We start from the raw sequence: 17,153 nt of genomic DNA on the forward strand, positions 1-17,153 counted from the left end.
GTGAGCGCTTTTGAAGACCGATACGGGAACACGTTGAGCACAAGCTCCAGCAATGCCCGCGACGCTTATATCGTCGGCGTTGACAAGCTGTTATCGGCCGGCTGGGGCATTGATCAAGCGTTCCGTGAGGCGATCGCCGCCGATGAAAACTTTGCCCTTGCACACATCGCGCTTGCGCGGAGCTTGCAGGTTCTCGGTCGGGGCCACGAAGCAAAAGATCCGCTCGAACGCGCGTTGGCGCTCGCCCCAGCCACGACAGCGCGCGAGCAAAGTCATATTGCGATCTTTGCCAAAATCCTGGGCGGTCGGGGCGCTGAGGCTGTTTCGATGATAACCGAACACATCAAGGACTGGCCCCGCGACGCCATGGTGCTGGCGCCGGCCACCGGTGTTTTCGGTCTGATCGGCTTCTCCGGTAGGTCCGGGCGCGAGGTCGAGCAGCTAGCACTGCTGGAGCCGCTGGCCACGAACTATGACGATGACTGGTGGTTTCGAACGGTGCTCGCGTTTGCCGAAATCGAGCTGCATAAGCTCGACAGTGGTTTCAAGAATATCGAGGCCGCACTTCGCGGCTTTCCTCGCAACGCACACGCTGCGCATATCAAGGCCCACCTGTTCTACGAGAAGGGGCAGCGCGAAGAAGGGCTCGCCTATCTCGACCAATGGAACGCCGCCTACCCGCGAGAGGGACAACTGCATTGCCATATAAGCTGGCATCTTGCCCTCTGGTCGTTGGAGACCGGCAGGCGCGATCGGGCATGGAAGATCTATCGCGAAGCGCTGCATCCGGGCGGTTCGTGGGGACCACAGATAAATGTTCTCACCGACTGCGCTTCGTTCCTTGCACGGGCCGAGATGGCAGGTGAGCCGCGATCTCCGGAATTGTGGAGAGAAATCAGCCAGTATGCGGCGAAGTGGTTTCCAAATTCAGGGATCATCTTTGCCGATATGCACAGTGCACTTGCCTTTGCAATGGCTGGCGATGCGGAGGCACTTGCGAGGATGATCGAGAACCCAAAGGGACCCGCTGCGGACATTCTGGTACCGATTGCGCGCGGCTTCGACGGTTTAGCGAGGGGTGACTGGACACGGGTCGTCGATGAACTAAAGCCGGTTTTGCAGGCCCATGAAAGGGTCGGAGGTAGTCGCGCGCAGCGCGACCTCTTGGAATATTCCGTGACCAGCGCATTGCTGCGCAGTGGTCGCGCCGACGAAGCGCGGCGCCTGATCGCGTTACGACGACCTCAGAATGCGGCGAGCGGACTTCCGCTCGCCGGAATCTAAAGCGGGCACACTGCAGCTAGGCGCGAGCAACGGCAAAAGAGCCGAGGTAGTGAAGCGCCAAGTCTTGTATAGTGCTACCATGAGGGAGAGCACCGATGCGCATTAACGATGACCTGTCAAAGCCAGTTTTCGTTCATGCCGCGAAAATGGACTGGGTAGCCAGTCCGTCGGCCGGCGTTGATCGGCGCATGCTGTTCCGCATTGGCGGGGAAGTCGCGCGCGCCACATCGGTTGTGCGTTATGCTCCCGGCAGCGCTTTCCCGCGTCATACGCATAGCGGTGGAGAAGAAATTGTCGTCCTGGAAGGCACCTTTCAGGACGAGCATGGTGATTACCCCGCGGGCACCTATTTTCGTAATCCTCCGGGCACGTCGCATGTCCCCGCCTCGAAGGATGGCTGCACCATCTTCGTCAGGCTGTGGCAGTTCCGTGACGGGGACCAGATTCAGATCGTGCGTCGACCAGGTCAGGGAGAACAGGTCGAGCCGCGGCCTGGCGCAATGAAAGCAACCGTCCTGTTCGAAGATGGGCATGAGGAGGTGCGTCTGGAAGAATGGGAGCCAAGTAAAACCATCAGCGTTGCGAACACGCGCGGGTTGGAGTTTTTCGTTCTATCGGGGGGACTAACGATCGGGAGCGAAGCGCTGGAGCCGCAGAGCTGGGGCCGCCTGCCCGCCGGCGTCGACTTGAACGCGAGAGTTGGTTCGCAAGGTGCGAAAATCTGGACGAAGGAGGCGCCGCTGCTGCATCCGGATGTCTGTCGGCTTCCCGGCAAACCAGCAGCCTAACCGGGAACAACAAAGTAAGAAAAGCTCCTCGAATCCGAATTGAGCTCTTCCCTAGATCGTGACCTGCGTTCCGACTTCCACCACGCGTCCGGTCGGAATCTGGAAATAGTCGGTGGCGTCGTTGGCGGCGCGGCTGAGGCGGATGAACAGCAAATCCTGCCAGCGCGGCATGCCCGAATGCGCGGCAGGTTTGAGCGCGCGGCGGGACAGGAAGAACGACGTCGACATGATGTCGAACTGCCAGCCGAGCTTGCGGGCGATCGCCAGCGTCTTCGGCACGTTGGGCGATTCCATGAAGCCGAACCGAAGCGTCACCCGGGAGAAGGTCTCGCTGAGCTGCTCCATCCGCACCCGCTCGGCATCGTCGATCCGCGGCGTCGGCGCAGTCTCGATGGTGAGGATGACGTTCTTCTCATGCAGCACCTTGTAATGCTTCAGGCTGTGCATCAGCGCTGTGGGCGCGCATTCGGGATCGGAGGTCAGGAACACGGCCGTGCCGGGGACCCGCTGTGGCGGACGCTTCTCCAGCATCGCGACCAGATCGGCCAGCGGGAATTCCAGCTTGCGCGACTTCTCGAACAACAGCCGGCTGCCGCGGCGCCAAGTGTACATCAAGAGCATCACGATGCCGCCGAGCGCCAGCGGCACCCAGCCGCCCTCGAACACCTTCAACAGATTGGCGGCGAGGAAGGTGACATCGAGGAACAGGAACGGAGCGATCAGGGCTGCGGCCGCGATCGGCGACCATTTCCAGACGCGCCAGATCACGACAAAGCCCATCATGGCCGTAACCACCATGGTGCCGGTCACGGAGATTCCGTAAGCCGAAGCCAGCCCGCTCGAGGAGCGGAACAGGACCACCAGCAAAATCACCGCAACGAACAGCAGCAGATTGATGCGGGGAATGTAGATCTGCCCGGAATGCGCTTCCGAGGTATGGCGGATTTCGAACCGCGGCAGCAGCCCGAGCTGGATCGCCTGGCGCGTCAGCGAGTAGGCGCCAGTGATGACGGCCTGGCTCGCGATCACGGTCGCCGCTGTCGCAAGCGCCACCATCGGGATCAGCGCCCAGTCCGGGAACATGAGGAAGAAGGGGTTTTCGATCGCCTTGGGGTCGGCGATCAACAGCGCGCCCTGCCCCAGGTAATTGATCGCCAGCGACGGCAGCACGATGAAGAGCCAGGCGGTCTGGATCGGCCGCTTGCCGAAATGGCCGAGATCGGCATAGAGCGCTTCCGCACCGGTGACGGCAAGAAACACCGCGCCGAGCGTGATGAAACCGATCATGCCGTGATGGAGCATGAAGGAAACGGCGTAGAGCGGATTGAGTGCGTGCAGCACCTCGGGGTGCCGCATGATCTGCGGCACGGCTGCGACCGCGATGACAGCGAACCAGACGCACATCACCGGTCCGAAGAACGCGGCGACGCGCGCGGTGCCGCGGGATTGCACGGCAAACAGCGCCACCAGAATGATGACCGTCAGCGGCACGACATAGTGTTCGAAGGTGACGGTGACGAGCTTGATGCCCTCGATGGCCGACAATACCGACAGCGCCGGCGTAAGAACCGCGTCGCCATAAAACAGCGCGCCGGAGATGATGCCGAGCAGCACGATCGCCGCCCCGCCCTTGCCGACCGCGCGCTGCGCCAGCGCCATCAGTGCCAGCGTTCCGCCCTCGCCATTGTTGTCGGCACGCAAGAGGATGACGACATATTTCAGCGTCACCACCACGATCAGCGCCCACAGGATCAGCGAGAGCACGCCGAGCACGGCCTGTGGCGTGGCACCGGCCGCAGTCTCGCTGGCGGCGACCACCGCTTCGCGCAGCGCGTACAGGGGGCTGGTGCCGATGTCGCCATAGACGACGCCGATGCTGCCGAGCATCAGCGCCTTGAAGGTGGCGGTGGAATGCGCTTCGCCATGACCGTTGGCCGCGGGCGTTTCCGCCGCGGGGATCGCAAACTGGACTGACATGAGATGGGGGGCCTCGGTTCCTTACCGCACTGCACAAGTGCAGAAGCGCAGCCCTATACTCCCGGGACGGACGGGCAGGTTAGCCGGAATCCAGGCCTCCGGTATGCGCTTTCCGCATAGATGGCGGCGAAGGCTTCGGCCAATTTTCCATCTGAAATCAGATGGTTACTTGGGTACCCACTTCTACGACCCGCCCGGTCGGGATCTGGAAGTAGTCGGTGGCATCGTTCGCCGACCGGCTCATCGCGATGAAGACATGATCCTGCCAGAGCGGCATGCCCGACTGCGCCGAGGGCTTGAGCGACCGCCGCGACACGAAGAACGAGGTCGCCATGATGTCGAACTGCCAGCCGAGCTTGCGCGCGATCACCAGCGCCTTGGGCACGTTCGGGGATTCCATGAAGCCGAACCGCAGCCGGACGGTAGAAAACTTCTCGCTGATGGTTTCCATCTTGACGCGCTCTGAAACATCGACCCGCGGCGTTTGTGCGGTTTCGATGGTCAGGATCACGTTGTGCTCGTGCAGCACCTTGTTGTGTTTGAGATTGTGCATCAGCGCGGTCGGCACGAAGCTCGGATCCGAAGTCAGGAACACCGCCGTGCCCTTGACGATATGCGGCGGGCGCTTTTCCAGGCTCTTGATCAGGTCCATCAAGGGCACCTCGATGCGCCGCGTCTTGGCAGTCAGGATCGCGGCGCCGCGGCGCCAGGTCCAGATCATCACGGCGACCGCAACGCCGAACAGCAGCGGCACCCAGGCGCCTTCCAACAGCTTCAGGAGGTTTGCGGCAAAGAAGCTCATGTCGACGACGACGAGGGGCAGTATCACGGCCGCCGCTGTCGCCGCGCGCCAGTTCCACAGCTTCCAGATCACGACAAAGCCCATGATGCCGTCGACCACCATGGTCGTGGAGACTGCAATGCCATAGGCCGAGGCAAGACCGCTGGAGGTGCGGAACAGCAGCACCAGCAGAACCACTCCGATCAGCAGCATCCGGTTGACCCGCGGCAGGTAGATCTGGCCGGCATGGGCCTCGGAGGTGTAGCGAACCTCGAAGCGCGGCAACAGGCCGAGCTGCACCGCCTGGCGGATCAGGGAAAAGGCGCCCGTTATCACCGCCTGACTCGCGATCACGGTGGCGGCGGTCGCCAGCACCACGAGCGGGATCAACAACATCTCCGGGACCATCCGGTAGAATGAGTTTTCGATCGCCGACGGATCGGACAAGACCAGCGCGCCCTGTCCGAAATAATTGATCAGCAACGACGGCAACACGAAAAAGAGCCATGCGGCCCGGATCGGCTTGCGCCCGAAATGCCCGAGGTCGGCGTAAAGCGCCTCGCCGCCGGTCACCGCCAGAAACACCAGGCCCATCGTCACCAGACCGATGACGCCATGGGACAGCATGAACTGGATCCCATACCAGGGATTGATCGCGTAGAGCACCGTGGGATCGTCAGAGATATGGACGAGGCCCATCACCGCCAGCGTCACGAACCAGACCACCGTGACCGGGCCGAAGGCCGAGGCGACGCGCGCGGTGCCGCTGCTCTGCACCGAGAACAGCACGACGAGGATGAAGATCGTCAGCGGCACCACATAGTGTTCGAGCGCGGGCGTGACCAGTTTGAGACCTTCGACCGCCGACAAAACCGAAATCGCCGGCGTGATCATGGAATCGCCGATGAACATCGACGCGCCGACCACGCCGAGCGCCAATAGCGGCAAGCTCCGCCGGCCCAGCGCCCGCTGACCCAACGCCATCAGGGACAGCGTACCGCCCTCGCCGTTGTTGTCGGCGCGCAACAGCAGCAGCACATATTTGGCTGTCACCACGATCAACAGTGACCACAGGATCAGCGAGAGCACGCCGAGTACAATGATGCGCGATACCGGCTGGCCTTCGGCCGCGTGGGTGGCGGCCTCGCGGAACGCATACAGCGGCGAAGTGCCGATATCGCCGAACACCACGCCGATACTGCCCAGCGTCAGGGCCCAAAAGCCGGAGGTGGCATGCCCATCATGGGCTGCTTCGGTAGATGTGACGCTGACAGTCATGATGGAGAAGGAACGTTCTCGTCGTTGATTTGATCCGGGCGGCTATCGGCGCTTCCGCGTTGCCTGTCAATCATCGCGCGACCATAGCACCACGCGCGATCCGGGACTGGCGCAAAGTAGCCACAGCGCCACGCTGGTATTATGGTAGTCGAACCGTATTACGGCTTCAGGTTAGGCGGAAGCGGTGGATTTTCGCGCATCAACGTGATGGTAACGCGACGGTTTGCCGGCAGCGTCGGATCGTCGGGAAACAGCGGCTGGCTGTCGGCCTTGCCGCCGACGGCGTAGATGTGGGATGCGGGCAGTCCTTCGCGTTCGAGGATCTGGCGCACGGCATTGGCGCGGTCCGCCGACAGATCGAAGGCGCCATATTCGCCGCGTGACGGCAGGAAGCCGGCAGAGGTGTGGCCGACAATGTTGAGCCGCAGCGGCGTCGCCTTCAGCGGCACGGCCAGTTTCTGGATCAGCCGGCGGGTGCGGTCGTACGGCACCTTGGAGCCGTCGGCGAACATCGAGCGGCCATCCTGGTCGACGATTTCCAGATTGAGCCCCTCTTTGGTTTCCTCGAACATGATGTTCTTGGACATTTCGGTCAATTCCGGCATGTCCTGCAGCGCCTGGCGCAACGAAGCCGCAGCGAGCGCGAACTCGCGATCGACTTTCAAGCGGGCGCCGTTTTCGCGCTGACGGTCCTTGTCGTCGGGCGTCGGGGTATTGGAGGCATCCTCGGGCGGAATATGCTCGACGTTCTTCAGCTTCGGCCGCGTCGGCAGGCCGTCGGATTCGACGATTCCCGAATGCCGGGACTCGGTCTGCACGCCAAACGCCTCGCGCATCGAGCCGGCGACGATCTTGAGCTTTTGCTGGTCCTGGCTGGAGAACGCAACCAGCATCACGAAGAACGACAGCAACAACGCCATCAGATCGGCGAACGTCACGAACCAGCCGTGACCGCCATGCGCCTCTTCGCGTTTTTTCTTGGCCATGCTTTATGTCCGCGCCTTGATGCTATCAGCCGATCAGGCCGGAACCAGTTCGCCTTCCTCGTGGCGGTGCTTTTCGGGCAGATAGGCCAACAGCATTTCACGCACCAAGGCCGGGCTCTTGGAATCGCGGATCATCAGGATGCCGTCGATGATCAGCGTGCGGTTGGTTTCCTCGTCGATCAGCTTGCCATGCAGCTTGTCGGCGATCGGCAGGCAGATCAGGTTCGCCACCAGCGCACCGTAAAGTGTTGCCAGCAAGGCCACTGCCATAAAGGGACCGAGCTTCGAGGGATCCGACATGTTCGAGAACATCTGCACCATGCCGAGCAGCGTGCCGATCATGCCGAATGCCGGCGCGCAGTCGCCGATGGCCCGATAGATCTTCGAACCCTCGTTCAGATGCATCAGAAAGTTGTCGCGATCGCGCTCCATGTTGTCGCGGATGAACTCGAGGTCGTAGCCGTCGGCGACGTAGCGGATGCCCTTGGCGAGAAACGGCTCGTCGGTCTCGACCTTTTCCAGTCCGACCGGGCCCTGCTTGCGTGCGATTTCCGCGATGCGTGCCAGTTCGTCGACTAGGTCGCGCGCCGAGAGCCGGCTCATGGTGAAGGCGAATTTCGCGCCGAGCGGCATGCCGTGCAGGATTGCGCTGAGCGGAAAGCGGATCAGGGTTGCGGCGAACGAACCGCCGAAGATGATGATGACGGCATGGATGTCGTAGAACATCCGGAAGTCACCGCCCATCAAGATCAGCGTCGACAGTACAATAATGCCGACGATCAGGCCAACGAGCGTGGTGATATCCATTCTGAACTCCAACGCGTACGCAAATTACCGGCCATCCTGACCGGTCGCGCGCTCCATTCGGAGCTGGCGCAGAGGAACCCTACGACCGCGCAATTAAAGAGCCGTAAAGGTTAAACTCGAACAGGGATCGTAAAAATGCGGGGCGGCGGCCACACGGTCGCAAGGATTCGCTAACCATAATGCGCCGGCACGCGGCTGGCATTCCCTCGTCGTCACTGCGCCTGGGTGCCCATGCCGGCTGACTTGATGATCGGCCACCATTTTTCGATCTCGGCCTTCTGGAAGGCGGCCAATGCTTCCGGCGTCTGCTGCGCGCGCGGAGCGACGTCGAGTCCGAGTTCGGTAAAACGCTTCTGGATCGCGGGATCGGCCAGCGCCTCTGTTGTCGCCGCATTGAGCTTGGCGATGATCTCTCTCGGTGTGCCCTTCGGCGCCCAGAAGCCGAACCAGCCGGACATGTAGAGACCGGGTACGCCACTCTCGTCCGCGGTCGGAATGTCCGGCATCGAGGCCGAGCGCGTCGGCGAAAGGTTGGCGAGCGCCTTGATCTTGCCGGCGCGGATTTGCGGCAGCGCCACCGCGCCCTGCACCACCAAGAGATCGACCGTGCCCGAGACGAGATCGGTCATCGCAGGCCCGGCGCCGCGATAGGGAATGAACTGCACCTTCTGCTTGGTCAGGTTCTCGAACAAAACGCCGGTGACGTTCGCCGCCGCATTCTGGTTGACGAAATTGATCTTGCCGGGGTTTTCCTTCATCCACGCGACGAGTTCGGCCAGCGTGTTCGCCGGCAGGTCCTTCTTGGCGACCATGAGCTGCGGGTTGTTCGAGACCAGCGCGATCGGCTCAAAATCCTTTTCGAGATCGTAGTCGAGCTTGTAGATGATGCTGCCGACGTGGGTGTCCCACTGGCCGATGTCGAAGGTATAGCCGTCAGGCGCAGCGCGGGCGACGCGACCGACGCCAATGCTACCGCCGGCGCCGCCGACATTTTCGATCACGACCGACTGGCCGAGCGTTGCCCGCATCCGCTCGCCCATGATCCGCGCGGCGGTATCGGTCGATCCGCCCGGCGGGAACGGCACGATCAGCGTGATCGGCCGCGAGGGATAGGTTTGTGCCTGCACGGCTGCGACACCGAGAAGGAACGATAATGACAGTGCCGCCCAGAACCGTCTCATAGCGCTCCCCCTCGCCCGTTTGTTAGATCCGACTTTTCGTCAGTGAATCTCCGCCGAGCGCTTCAGCGCCTCTTTCAGTTTTTCCAGCGTGAAGTCCGGGCTGCGCGCGATCTCCAGGATCGGCGTCTCGCGCCGGCCGCAGAGTTCGGCGGCCTCCGGAACCTTTGCCGCGATGTCGATGGGGATCACGATGGCGCCGTGCTGGTCAGCGTGGATCAGATCGTCCGAATGCACCGTCATGCCGGCGACGCGCACCTCGCCGCCCCAATGTTCGGCATGGACCCAGGCATGCGACGGTCCGATCGAACCGGCCAAAGCCTGGAAGCCCGGCGCCCATTGCGGGATATCGCGGATCGAGCCGTCGGTGATAACGCCTAGGCAGCCGAGCGCCTTGTGCACGTTGCTCTGCACCTCGCCCCAGAACGCGCCATAGCCGACATCGGCGCCATCGATATCCTGGATCACGGTGATGCGCGGGCCGAAGCCGGTGCCGACATATTCGTAATAGGCGATGCGGCGCTTCGCCTGCTCATCGGCGGGAAGCGTGGATTTGAGCACCGAGCGGATCGTCACCGTGCGGGCGTAGCCGACCATCGGCGGCAGATCGGGGAACGGACAGACCAGCGGCTTGGTGGTGTAGCCGATCAGGCGGCGCTCCGGCGCCACGATCTCCATCGCATTGCAGATCGTCGGGGTGTCGTAGCGCGCCAGCGCCTCGAGGACGGAAGCAGGCAGCGGGGCGGTAACGGCTTTGTTCACGGCGTTCTCTCCTGATTTTTTCGGCCCGGCTCTTTGAGGCCGTAGTTCGCTAAGCCCTATAGCCGAGATTGGAGGAGAACCCAACTCGGCAGCGCTCATGGCAGCCATATCGGAGAGTGGCGAGGACGCTCAGTTCAGCCGCGCCGGCCGTTCGTCCTCGGTTTCGCTGGGGGTCGGCGAGAATGTCGCCGGAGATGACGCCGTGGTTTCAGCCGTCGGAGCCGGCTGTGCGGCAAGGGCGGCGTTGCGCTCATGATCGCGATAGGATTTCCAGCCCCAGGGCAGGCTCACGAGGTAGAGCACCGAGCCGATCGAGAGGATGTGCCAGGGGTAGCCGATAAGAAGCGCGACGAAGAACACCACGGAGACGAAGACCGGCAACACCATTTCCGGCGGCACGCGCATCTTCACCGTCTTGCCGGAAAATACCGGCAGCCGCGACACCATCAGGAACGCGATCAGCAACGTATAGGCCGCGGTCAGCATTGCCGGCGGCTTGGGGACGCCGAGAAACGCCAGATAGAACGGCAGCATCGCAAGGATCGCGCCGGCCGGCGCCGGCACGCCGGTGAAATAGTTCGCAGCAAAGGCAGGCTTGTTCGGATCGTCGATGCTGGCGTTGAAGCGCGCAAGCCGCAGGCCGCCCGCGATCGCAAACACCATCGCGGCGATCCAGCCGCCATTGTTCAATTCCTGGAGCTGCCAGAAATACAGCATCAGGCCGGGCGCGACGCCGAAATTGACGAAATCCGCCAGGCTGTCGAGCTCGGCGCCGAATTTCGACTGGCCCTTGATCATGCGCGCCACGCGCCCGTCGACCCCGTCAAGCACCGCCGCGAATACGATCGCCGCGACCGCGAGCTCCATCCGCCCTTCGATCGACAGGCGGATCGCCGTCAGCCCGGCGCAGATCGCGAGCAAGGTGATGACGTTGGGCACCAGCATCCGCACCGGGATCGGGCGAAACCGGCGGCGGCGCAGTTCAGGGTATTTGGGGTCCGGGATCAGCATGCCAGCCATTATATAGCAAGCGCCGGCCCGGTTTGCCATTGGCAGCCGCCTAGCCATTTAGGCGCCGAATTGGTTAATCGGCGCGAAAAGTCCGGCCCTGCTCGGTCGAGCCGAAATCGGCCAAAATCGTCTCGCCGGCAATCGCCGTCTGGCCTTCCGAAACCAGCGATCTCGTGCCTTCGGGCAGATAGACGTCCAGACGCGAGCCGAAACGGATCAGGCCGAACCGCTCGCCGGCGCCGATCGACTGGCCTTCGCGCACGAATGAGACAATCCGCCGCGCTACCAATCCGGCGATCTGGACCACGCCGATCCGGCCGTTCGTGGTCGAGATCACCAGCGAATTGCGCTCATTGTCTTCGCTGGCCTTGTCGAGCTCGGCATTGATGAAGGTGCCGGGCCGGTAGGCGATACGGTCAATCCGGCCGGTCACCGGGCTGCGGTTCACGTGGCAGTTGAACACGCTCATGAAGATCGAAATGCGCGGCAAGGGCCTATCGCCGAGGCCGAGTTCGGCCGGCGGCAGCACCTGAGCAACCATCGAGACGCGACCATCGGCCGGCGACACCACGATGCCGTCGCGCACCGGCGTCACGCGGACCGGATCGCGGAAGAACAGCGCGCACCAGACGGTCAGGATGGTGCCGATCCAACCCAGCGGCGTCCAGAGCCAGAACAGGATCAGGCTGGCCAGCGCAAAGCCGCCGATGAACGGATAGCCCTCCGAGTGGATCGGTGGGATCTGCGCGCGGATGGAGTTCGCAATCGACATTGAGGCTCACTGTTGTCTGGCCAGCTTCCTGCCTTTGGAAGTAGCGGCGTATTTGGATTATTCCGCGGCGGTTGCCAAGGGATCTTTGGATTTTGGCTGATCGCCGGCCGGCTCATTGAGCGGATCATCGACCGGCGGCGGGGCGCGGTTCGGCGCTTCGTTGCCGTCGTCGATCTGCGCGAGCTTCTCCCGCGCCGCCTCGGCTTCGCGCTGCCTATTCCACATGCTGGCATAAAGCCCGCCGGCTGCCAAAAGCCCGACATGGGTGCCGCGCTCGGCGATGCGCCCTTGATCCAGCACGATAATTTCATCGGCGCCAACGATCGTCGACAGCCGGTGGGCAATCACCAGCGAGGTGCGGCCGCGCGAGACGCGCTCCAGCGCTTCCTGGATTTCGTGCTCGGTGTGGCTGTCGAGCGCGGAAGTGGCCTCATCAAGGACAAGGATCGGCGGCGCCTTCAACACCGTGCGCGCGATCGCCACGCGCTGCTTCTCGCCGCCCGACAGTTTCAGGCCGCGTTCGCCGACCTGGGTTTCGTAACCCTTGGGCGAGTTGCGAATGAAGCTGTCGATCTGCGCCAGTTGCGCCGCCTCTTCCACCTCGGTATCGCCGGCGTCCCAGCGGCCGTAGCGGATGTTGTAGCGGATGGTGTCGTTGAACAGCACGGTATCCTGCGGAACCATGCCGATCGAGGCGCGCAGGCTCGCCTGCGTGACGTTTCTGATATCCTGGCCGTCGATCAGGATTTTGCCGCTGGAGACGTCGTAGAGGCGGAACAGCAGCCGTGAAATCGTCGACTTGCCGGCGCCTGAGGGACCGACGATCGCGACCGTCTTGCCGGCGGGCACCTCGAAGCTGAGGCCTTTGAGGATCAACCGCTCCGGATCATAGGCAAAGCGCACGTCCTCGAAGCGCACATTGCCGGCGCTGACCACGAGCGGCGCGGCGCCCTCGATGTCCTTGATCTCCGGATTGCGCGACAGCACGTTGAACATCTTCTCGATGTCGATGATCGCCTGCTTGATCTCGCGATAGACCATGCCCATGAAGTTCAGGGGCTGGTAGAGCTGGATCATCATGGCGTTGACCATGACGAAATCGCCGACCGTGTTGGTGCCGTTGCGCACGCCCAGCGCGCACATCAGCATGGTCGCGGTGAGGCCAATGGTGAAGATGACCGCCTGCCCGGTGTTGAGCACCGCGAGCGAGGTATAGGTCTTGACGCTGTTATGCTCATAGCGCTCCATCGAACGGTCGTAGCGTTCGGCCTCGCGCTGCTCGGCGCTGAAATACTTCACCGTCTCGTAGTTGAGCAGCGAGTCGATCGCCTTGGTGTTCGCTTCGGTGTCGGAATCGTTCATCTTGCGGCGGATTTCGATCCGCCATTCGGTCGCGATGTAGGTGTAGTACATGTAGATCACGACCGTGATCGCGGTGACCAGCACATAGCGCCAGTCGAACTGCCACAGCAGCACCGCCATCAGAAGCGAGACCTCGACGATGGTGGGGATCAGTTGCAGGATCACCATCCGCACGATCACCTCGATGCCGGTGCGGCCGCGCTCCAGGACGCGCGTCAGGCCGCCGGTCTTGCGCTCCAGATGAAAGCGCAGCGACAATTCGTGCATGTGAACGAAGGTGATGTAGGCGAGTTTGCGCACCGCATGCATGGCGACGCGGGCGAAGATGCCGTCGCGAAACTGCGTCAGCACCGCCATAAGCACCCGCACCGCGCCGTAGCTTGCGGTCATCAGCAGTGGCGAGGCGATCAGCCACAGCATCCAGTTCGAGGCCTCGACCGGTGCCGTGCCCATGCCGTTGAGCGCATCGATCGCCCATTTGAAGGTGAACGGCACCGTCAGCGTCGCGAGCTTCGCCGCGAGCAACAGCACCATCGACCAGATGACGCGCATTTTCAGGTCCGCGCGGTCGCCGGGCCAGATATAGGGCCACAGGTGAACCAGCGTCCCGATCAGGGTCGCCTTTTCGGGAGCGTTGTCGGCCGGCAGTTGGGCGATATCGGTGTGCGAATCAGAATCAGCCATCGCTGTCGCGCCCAACGCAAGATGGCGCACCGACCGCCGTCAGATGGTTTCTGATGATCTGCATAGGCCCGTCATATAAAGCGTTTAACTCTCCCGTACAGCCTTGAAAGATAAATCTTTCCCCCGTTTGGTTTGATTTCGGGCCTATTTCTGCTGCATCAGCGAAATCAATCAGACTTGAGGTTTCCTGGGTGCAGTGCCACATGGTCGTTATGGATCAAATCAAAACTGTCTGTGTCTATTGCGGCTCCGGCGCCGGCTCCAATCCCCGTTTTGTCGAAGCTGCCCAAGCCCTGGGAAAAACTTTTGCCGAGAACAGTATCCGCCTCGTCTATGGCGGCGGATCGGTCGGGCTGATGGGCGAGATCGCCAAGTCCACCCTGGATCATGGCGGCCTCGTCACCGGCATCATCCCAGATTTTTTGAAATCGCGTGAACTTGCGCTGTCGCGTGTCCAGGAGATGATCGTCACGCCTGACATGCACGAGCGCAAACGGCTGATGTTCGAACGCTCGGACGCCTTCGTGGCGCTGCCCGGCGGCATCGGCACGCTGGAAGAACTGGTCGAGCAGATGACCTGGCAGCAACTCGGCCGCCACTCCAAGCCGGTGCTGCTCGCCAACATCGACGGCTTCTGGGAACCGCTGCTCTCGCTGCTCGCGCATATGCGCGCGACCGAATTTATCCGCCCGGCGTTCCCAATTGACGTGCTGATAGCCGACCGCGTGGAAGACATCCTGCCGCGCCTGAGTGCCCACGCCGCCCGTACGCCGGCGGCGACAAAGAAGCTTGCGCCGGAAGTGGCGCGGAGGCTTTAGGCCTCCTCGGCTCACTCGCTCGGAAACGTTACCGCTTCGATGCGGTTGCCATCGGGGTCGATGACAAAGGCGGCGTAATATTTGACGCGATCATGCGGCCGAATGCCCGGCGCGCCGTCGGAACGGCCGCCGGACTTCAGCGCTTCTGCGTGAAACGCATCGACATCATCAGTTGTTTTCGCGCGAAGGCAAATATGGGTGCCGCTTTCGGGCGCGACCGACGCCATGCCGGCGCGCAGGTTGATCCAGAATTCGGGGTAGGTTTTGCCGAAGCCGATGGTTGCGGGACGGGTGACGAGCCGTGAGAGGCCGAGGGCTGCGAGGGTTGCTTCATAGAAGCGCGCTGAACGTTCGAGGTCGCTGACGCCGACGGAGATATGATCGATCATGGAGTTACCTCTGGCCTCTCCCATCATTGCGAGCGAAGCGAAGCAATCCATACTTTCTTCGCGGCGGGATGGATTGCTTCGTCGCTGCGCTCCTCGCAATGACGGCGGTTACACCGTCATCGCGCACCTCACGCCGGCGCGCCTGACTTCACCAGCTTGTAGACCACCGAATCCATCAGCGCCTGGAATGAGGCGTCGATGATATTGGGCGAGACGCCGACTGTGATCCAGCTATCGCCGTTTTCATCCTCGCTCTCGATCAAAACTCGCGTCACCGCTTCCGTGCCGCCATTGAGGATACGCACGCGGTAGTCGATCAGCTTCAGCCCCTCGATGTACTTCTGGTACTTGCCGAGATCCTTGCGCAAGGCGACGTCGAGCGCGTTGACGGGGCCGTTGCCTTCCGCCGCCGAGATCAGGCGTTCACCGGCGACATCGACCTTCACCACCGCGAGCGCCACCGTGACGCGCTGGCCGTTGGCATTGTAGCGCTGCTCGACATTGACGTCGAACTGCTCGACGTTGAAATATTCCGGCACCCGGCCGAGCGTGCGCCGCGCCAGCAGATCGAACGAAGCATCGGCGGACTCATAGGCATAGCCGGCCGCTTCCCGCTCCTTCAGTTCATCGACCAGGCGCGCCAGCTTCGGATCGCTCTTGTCATAGGCGATGCCGGCGCGGTCGAGTTCGGCCATGACGTTCGAGCGGCCGGCTTGGTCGGACACTAGCACCTTGCGATGGTTACCGACCGCTTCCGGCAAAACGTGCTCATAACTGTGCGGATCCTTCATCATCGCAGAGGCGTGGATGCCGGCCTTGGTCACGAAGGCGCTTTCGCCGACATATGCCGCGTGGCGGTTCGGGGCGCGGTTGAGCATGTCATCCAACGTGCGCGACACCTTCATCAGCGTCGCCATCTTCTCGTCCGTCACGCCGATTTCCAACGCGTCGGAGAACTCGTTCTTCAGCCGCAGCGTTGGGATCAGCGAACAGAGGTTGGCATTGCCGCAGCGTTCGCCGAGCCCGTTCAGCGTGCCCTGGATCTGCCGCGCACCCGCGCGCACCGCGGCCAACGAATTGGCCACCGCCTGCTCGGTGTCGTTATGGGCGTGGATGCCGACATGGCTGCCCGGGATGTGCTTGGTGACAGCGCCGACGATGGTCTCGATCTCGTGCGGCATGGTGCCGCCATTGGTATCGCACAGCACCACCCAGCGCGCCCCGGAATCATAGGCTGCCTTGGCGCAGGCGAGCGCGAAATCGGCATTCTCCTTGTAGCCGTCGAAGAAGTGCTCGCAGTCGACCATCACCTCGCGCCCGGCGGCCTTCGCAGCAGCGACGCTGTCGCAGATCGAGGCGAGGTTTTCCTCGTTGGTGGTCTCGAGCGCCACCCGCACCTGATAGGCCGAGGACTTTGCGACGAAGCAGATCGCATCGGCCTTGGCCTCGATCAGCGCGGCCAGCCCCGGATCGTTCGAGGCGGAACGGCCGGGACGGCGCGTCATGCCGAACGCGGTGAATTTGGCATGTTCGAGTTGCGGCTTTTCGGCGAAGAATTCGGTGTCGGTCGGATTGGCGCCGGGATAACCGCCTTCAACGTAGTCGATGCCGAGTTCATCGAGCATCTGCGCGATGATCTGCTTGTCGTGCAGCGTGAAATCCACGCCGTTGGTCTGCGCGCCGTCGCGCAGCGTGGTGTCGAACAGATAGAGGCGTTCGCGGCTCATGTCGGCGCTCCCGGCGCGGCGCTTGTCGCCAGCGTCTTCTGCATCGTGGTGTTGGCGAGCCATTCGCCGTTGAGCGAAACCGTGTTGCGCTGCTTCGCGGTATAGCCGCGCTTTCTGAACAACGGCTCGGCTGTATCGCTGGCATCGACCATCAGGGTCTTCGCGCCGCGCGCGCCCGCCAGCTTCTCCAGCGCATCGACTAGCATCGAGGCCACGCCCTGCCCGGCTACGCTCGGATGCACGTAGAGCATATCGATATGGTCAGCGCCCCTCAGCGAGGCGAAGCCGACCGGCGCGTTCTGGATGGTCGCGATCAGCGTCAACTGCCCGGCGAGCTTCTTGCCGAACGCGTCTTCGTCGTCGGCCGCCTGTGCCCAGGCTTCCTGCTGCGCCTCGCTATAATCGTCGCCGGTCAGCCCCTCGATGGCGGCAACGAAGATCGCCGCCAGCATTGGAACATCCGCCGGCAAAAACGGCCGCAAGCCGGGTTTTGGCAATGCCTGTCCCATCGTCGCTACCATAATCCGTACAGCTTCGTCGCCAGCGCTA

Annotated in this window: 15 protein-coding genes; 3 read left to right on the top strand and 12 right to left on the bottom strand. The window is 62.5% G+C overall.

Annotated features, from left to right (window positions below):
• A complete protein-coding gene (locus V1278_RS26255; protein WP_334382698.1) occupies window positions 1–1,284 on the top strand; it encodes a tetratricopeptide repeat protein in 1,284 nt (427 codons plus the stop codon).
• Window positions 1,285–1,379: 95 nt separating this feature from the next.
• Window positions 1,380–2,072, top strand: coding sequence for a cupin domain-containing protein (locus tag V1278_RS26260; protein ID WP_334382700.1), 693 nt, complete (start codon window positions 1,380–1,382; stop codon window positions 2,070–2,072).
• 51 nt (window positions 2,073–2,123) lie between these two features.
• Here the strand turns inward: V1278_RS26260 and V1278_RS26265 are convergent, their stop codons facing one another.
• The 9 genes from V1278_RS26265 to V1278_RS26305 form a co-directional block, all read right to left on the bottom strand.
• Complete coding sequence (locus V1278_RS26265; RefSeq protein ID WP_334382701.1) at window positions 2,124–4,049, bottom strand: potassium transporter Kup; 1,926 nt, start codon at window positions 4,047–4,049, stop codon at window positions 2,124–2,126.
• Between the two features lie 157 nt (window positions 4,050–4,206).
• The gene (locus V1278_RS26270; RefSeq protein WP_334368209.1) at window positions 4,207–6,108 is read right to left on the bottom strand and encodes a potassium transporter Kup; all 1,902 of its coding nucleotides are present in this window, start codon (window positions 6,106–6,108) and stop codon (window positions 4,207–4,209) included.
• Between the two features lie 158 nt (window positions 6,109–6,266).
• Window positions 6,267–7,094 carry an OmpA/MotB family protein gene (locus tag V1278_RS26275; RefSeq protein WP_028349766.1) on the bottom strand — a complete coding sequence of 276 codons (828 nt, stop codon included), beginning with the start codon at window positions 7,092–7,094 and terminating at the stop codon, window positions 6,267–6,269.
• 33 nt (window positions 7,095–7,127) lie between these two features.
• On the bottom strand, window positions 7,128–7,901 hold the full coding sequence (locus V1278_RS26280) for a motility protein A (RefSeq protein WP_065745280.1): 774 nt from the start codon (window positions 7,899–7,901) through the stop codon (window positions 7,128–7,130).
• A 212-nt stretch (window positions 7,902–8,113) separates the two neighbouring features.
• Window positions 8,114–9,082, bottom strand: coding sequence for a Bug family tripartite tricarboxylate transporter substrate binding protein (locus tag V1278_RS26285; RefSeq protein WP_334382702.1), 969 nt, complete (start codon window positions 9,080–9,082; stop codon window positions 8,114–8,116).
• A gap of 39 nt (window positions 9,083–9,121) precedes the next feature.
• On the bottom strand, window positions 9,122–9,841 hold the full coding sequence (locus V1278_RS26290) for an RraA family protein (RefSeq protein WP_334382703.1): 720 nt from the start codon (window positions 9,839–9,841) through the stop codon (window positions 9,122–9,124).
• Between the two features lie 129 nt (window positions 9,842–9,970).
• Window positions 9,971–10,852: a CDP-alcohol phosphatidyltransferase family protein gene (locus V1278_RS26295; RefSeq protein ID WP_334384261.1), complete on the bottom strand. Its 882-nt coding sequence runs from the start codon at window positions 10,850–10,852 to the stop codon at window positions 9,971–9,973.
• A gap of 73 nt (window positions 10,853–10,925) precedes the next feature.
• Window positions 10,926–11,624, bottom strand: a complete 699-nt coding sequence (locus V1278_RS26300) for a phosphatidylserine decarboxylase (RefSeq protein WP_028349771.1) — start codon at window positions 11,622–11,624, stop codon at window positions 10,926–10,928.
• A gap of 57 nt (window positions 11,625–11,681) precedes the next feature.
• Window positions 11,682–13,670, bottom strand: coding sequence for an ABCB family ABC transporter ATP-binding protein/permease (locus V1278_RS26305; protein ID WP_334382704.1), 1,989 nt, complete (start codon window positions 13,668–13,670; stop codon window positions 11,682–11,684).
• A 212-nt stretch (window positions 13,671–13,882) separates the two neighbouring features.
• Between V1278_RS26305 and V1278_RS26310 the strand changes: the two genes are divergently transcribed.
• Window positions 13,883–14,488, top strand: a complete 606-nt coding sequence (locus V1278_RS26310) for a TIGR00730 family Rossman fold protein (protein WP_334368202.1) — start codon at window positions 13,883–13,885, stop codon at window positions 14,486–14,488.
• Between the two features lie 11 nt (window positions 14,489–14,499).
• On the opposite strand, the gene V1278_RS26315 is transcribed toward V1278_RS26310, so the two are convergent.
• The 3 genes from V1278_RS26315 to V1278_RS26325 all read right to left on the bottom strand — a co-directional run bounded on the left by V1278_RS26315 (window position 14,500) and on the right by V1278_RS26325 (window position 17,113).
• Window positions 14,500–14,877, bottom strand: coding sequence for a VOC family protein (locus V1278_RS26315; RefSeq protein ID WP_334368201.1), 378 nt, complete (start codon window positions 14,875–14,877; stop codon window positions 14,500–14,502).
• Between the two features lie 128 nt (window positions 14,878–15,005).
• A complete protein-coding gene (gene cimA / locus V1278_RS26320; RefSeq protein ID WP_334382705.1) occupies window positions 15,006–16,604 on the bottom strand; it encodes a citramalate synthase in 1,599 nt (532 codons plus the stop codon).
• Window positions 16,601–17,113 (bottom strand): GNAT family N-acetyltransferase, encoded by a 513-nt coding sequence (locus V1278_RS26325; protein WP_334382706.1) that lies wholly within the window; start codon window positions 17,111–17,113, stop codon window positions 16,601–16,603. The genes cimA and V1278_RS26325 overlap by 4 nt, the downstream gene beginning before the upstream one ends.
• Window positions 17,114–17,153 lie beyond the last annotated feature (40 nt).

The organism is Bradyrhizobium sp. AZCC 1577 (assembly GCF_036924575.1).
In the GTDB taxonomy this organism is placed as follows: Bacteria; Pseudomonadota; Alphaproteobacteria; order Rhizobiales; family Xanthobacteraceae; genus Bradyrhizobium.

What these genes read in the sequence shown, in the direction of transcription:
- V1278_RS26260 (WP_334382700.1), top strand. Translation starts at nt 1,380, where the DNA reads ATGCGCATTAACGATGACCTGTCAAAGCCAGTTTTCGTTCATGCCGCG.
- V1278_RS26265 (WP_334382701.1), bottom strand. Translation starts at nt 4,049, where the DNA reads ATGTCAGTCCAGTTTGCGATCCCCGCGGCGGAAACGCCCGCGGCCAAC.
- V1278_RS26270 (WP_334368209.1), bottom strand. Translation starts at nt 6,108, where the DNA reads ATGACTGTCAGCGTCACATCTACCGAAGCAGCCCATGATGGGCATGCC.
- V1278_RS26275 (WP_028349766.1), bottom strand. Translation starts at nt 7,094, where the DNA reads ATGGCCAAGAAAAAACGCGAAGAGGCGCATGGCGGTCACGGCTGGTTC.
- V1278_RS26280 (WP_065745280.1), bottom strand. Translation starts at nt 7,901, where the DNA reads ATGGATATCACCACGCTCGTTGGCCTGATCGTCGGCATTATTGTACTG.
- V1278_RS26285 (WP_334382702.1), bottom strand. Translation starts at nt 9,082, where the DNA reads ATGAGACGGTTCTGGGCGGCACTGTCATTATCGTTCCTTCTCGGTGTC.
- V1278_RS26295 (WP_334384261.1), bottom strand. Translation starts at nt 10,852, where the DNA reads ATGCTGATCCCGGACCCCAAATACCCTGAACTGCGCCGCCGCCGGTTT.
- V1278_RS26300 (WP_028349771.1), bottom strand. Translation starts at nt 11,624, where the DNA reads ATGTCGATTGCGAACTCCATCCGCGCGCAGATCCCACCGATCCACTCG.
- V1278_RS26305 (WP_334382704.1), bottom strand. Translation starts at nt 13,670, where the DNA reads ATGGCTGATTCTGATTCGCACACCGATATCGCCCAACTGCCGGCCGAC.
- V1278_RS26310 (WP_334368202.1), top strand. Translation starts at nt 13,883, where the DNA reads ATGGATCAAATCAAAACTGTCTGTGTCTATTGCGGCTCCGGCGCCGGC.
- V1278_RS26315 (WP_334368201.1), bottom strand. Translation starts at nt 14,877, where the DNA reads ATGATCGATCATATCTCCGTCGGCGTCAGCGACCTCGAACGTTCAGCG.
- cimA (WP_334382705.1), bottom strand. Translation starts at nt 16,604, where the DNA reads ATGAGCCGCGAACGCCTCTATCTGTTCGACACCACGCTGCGCGACGGC.
- V1278_RS26325 (WP_334382706.1), bottom strand. Translation starts at nt 17,113, where the DNA reads ATGGGACAGGCATTGCCAAAACCCGGCTTGCGGCCGTTTTTGCCGGCG.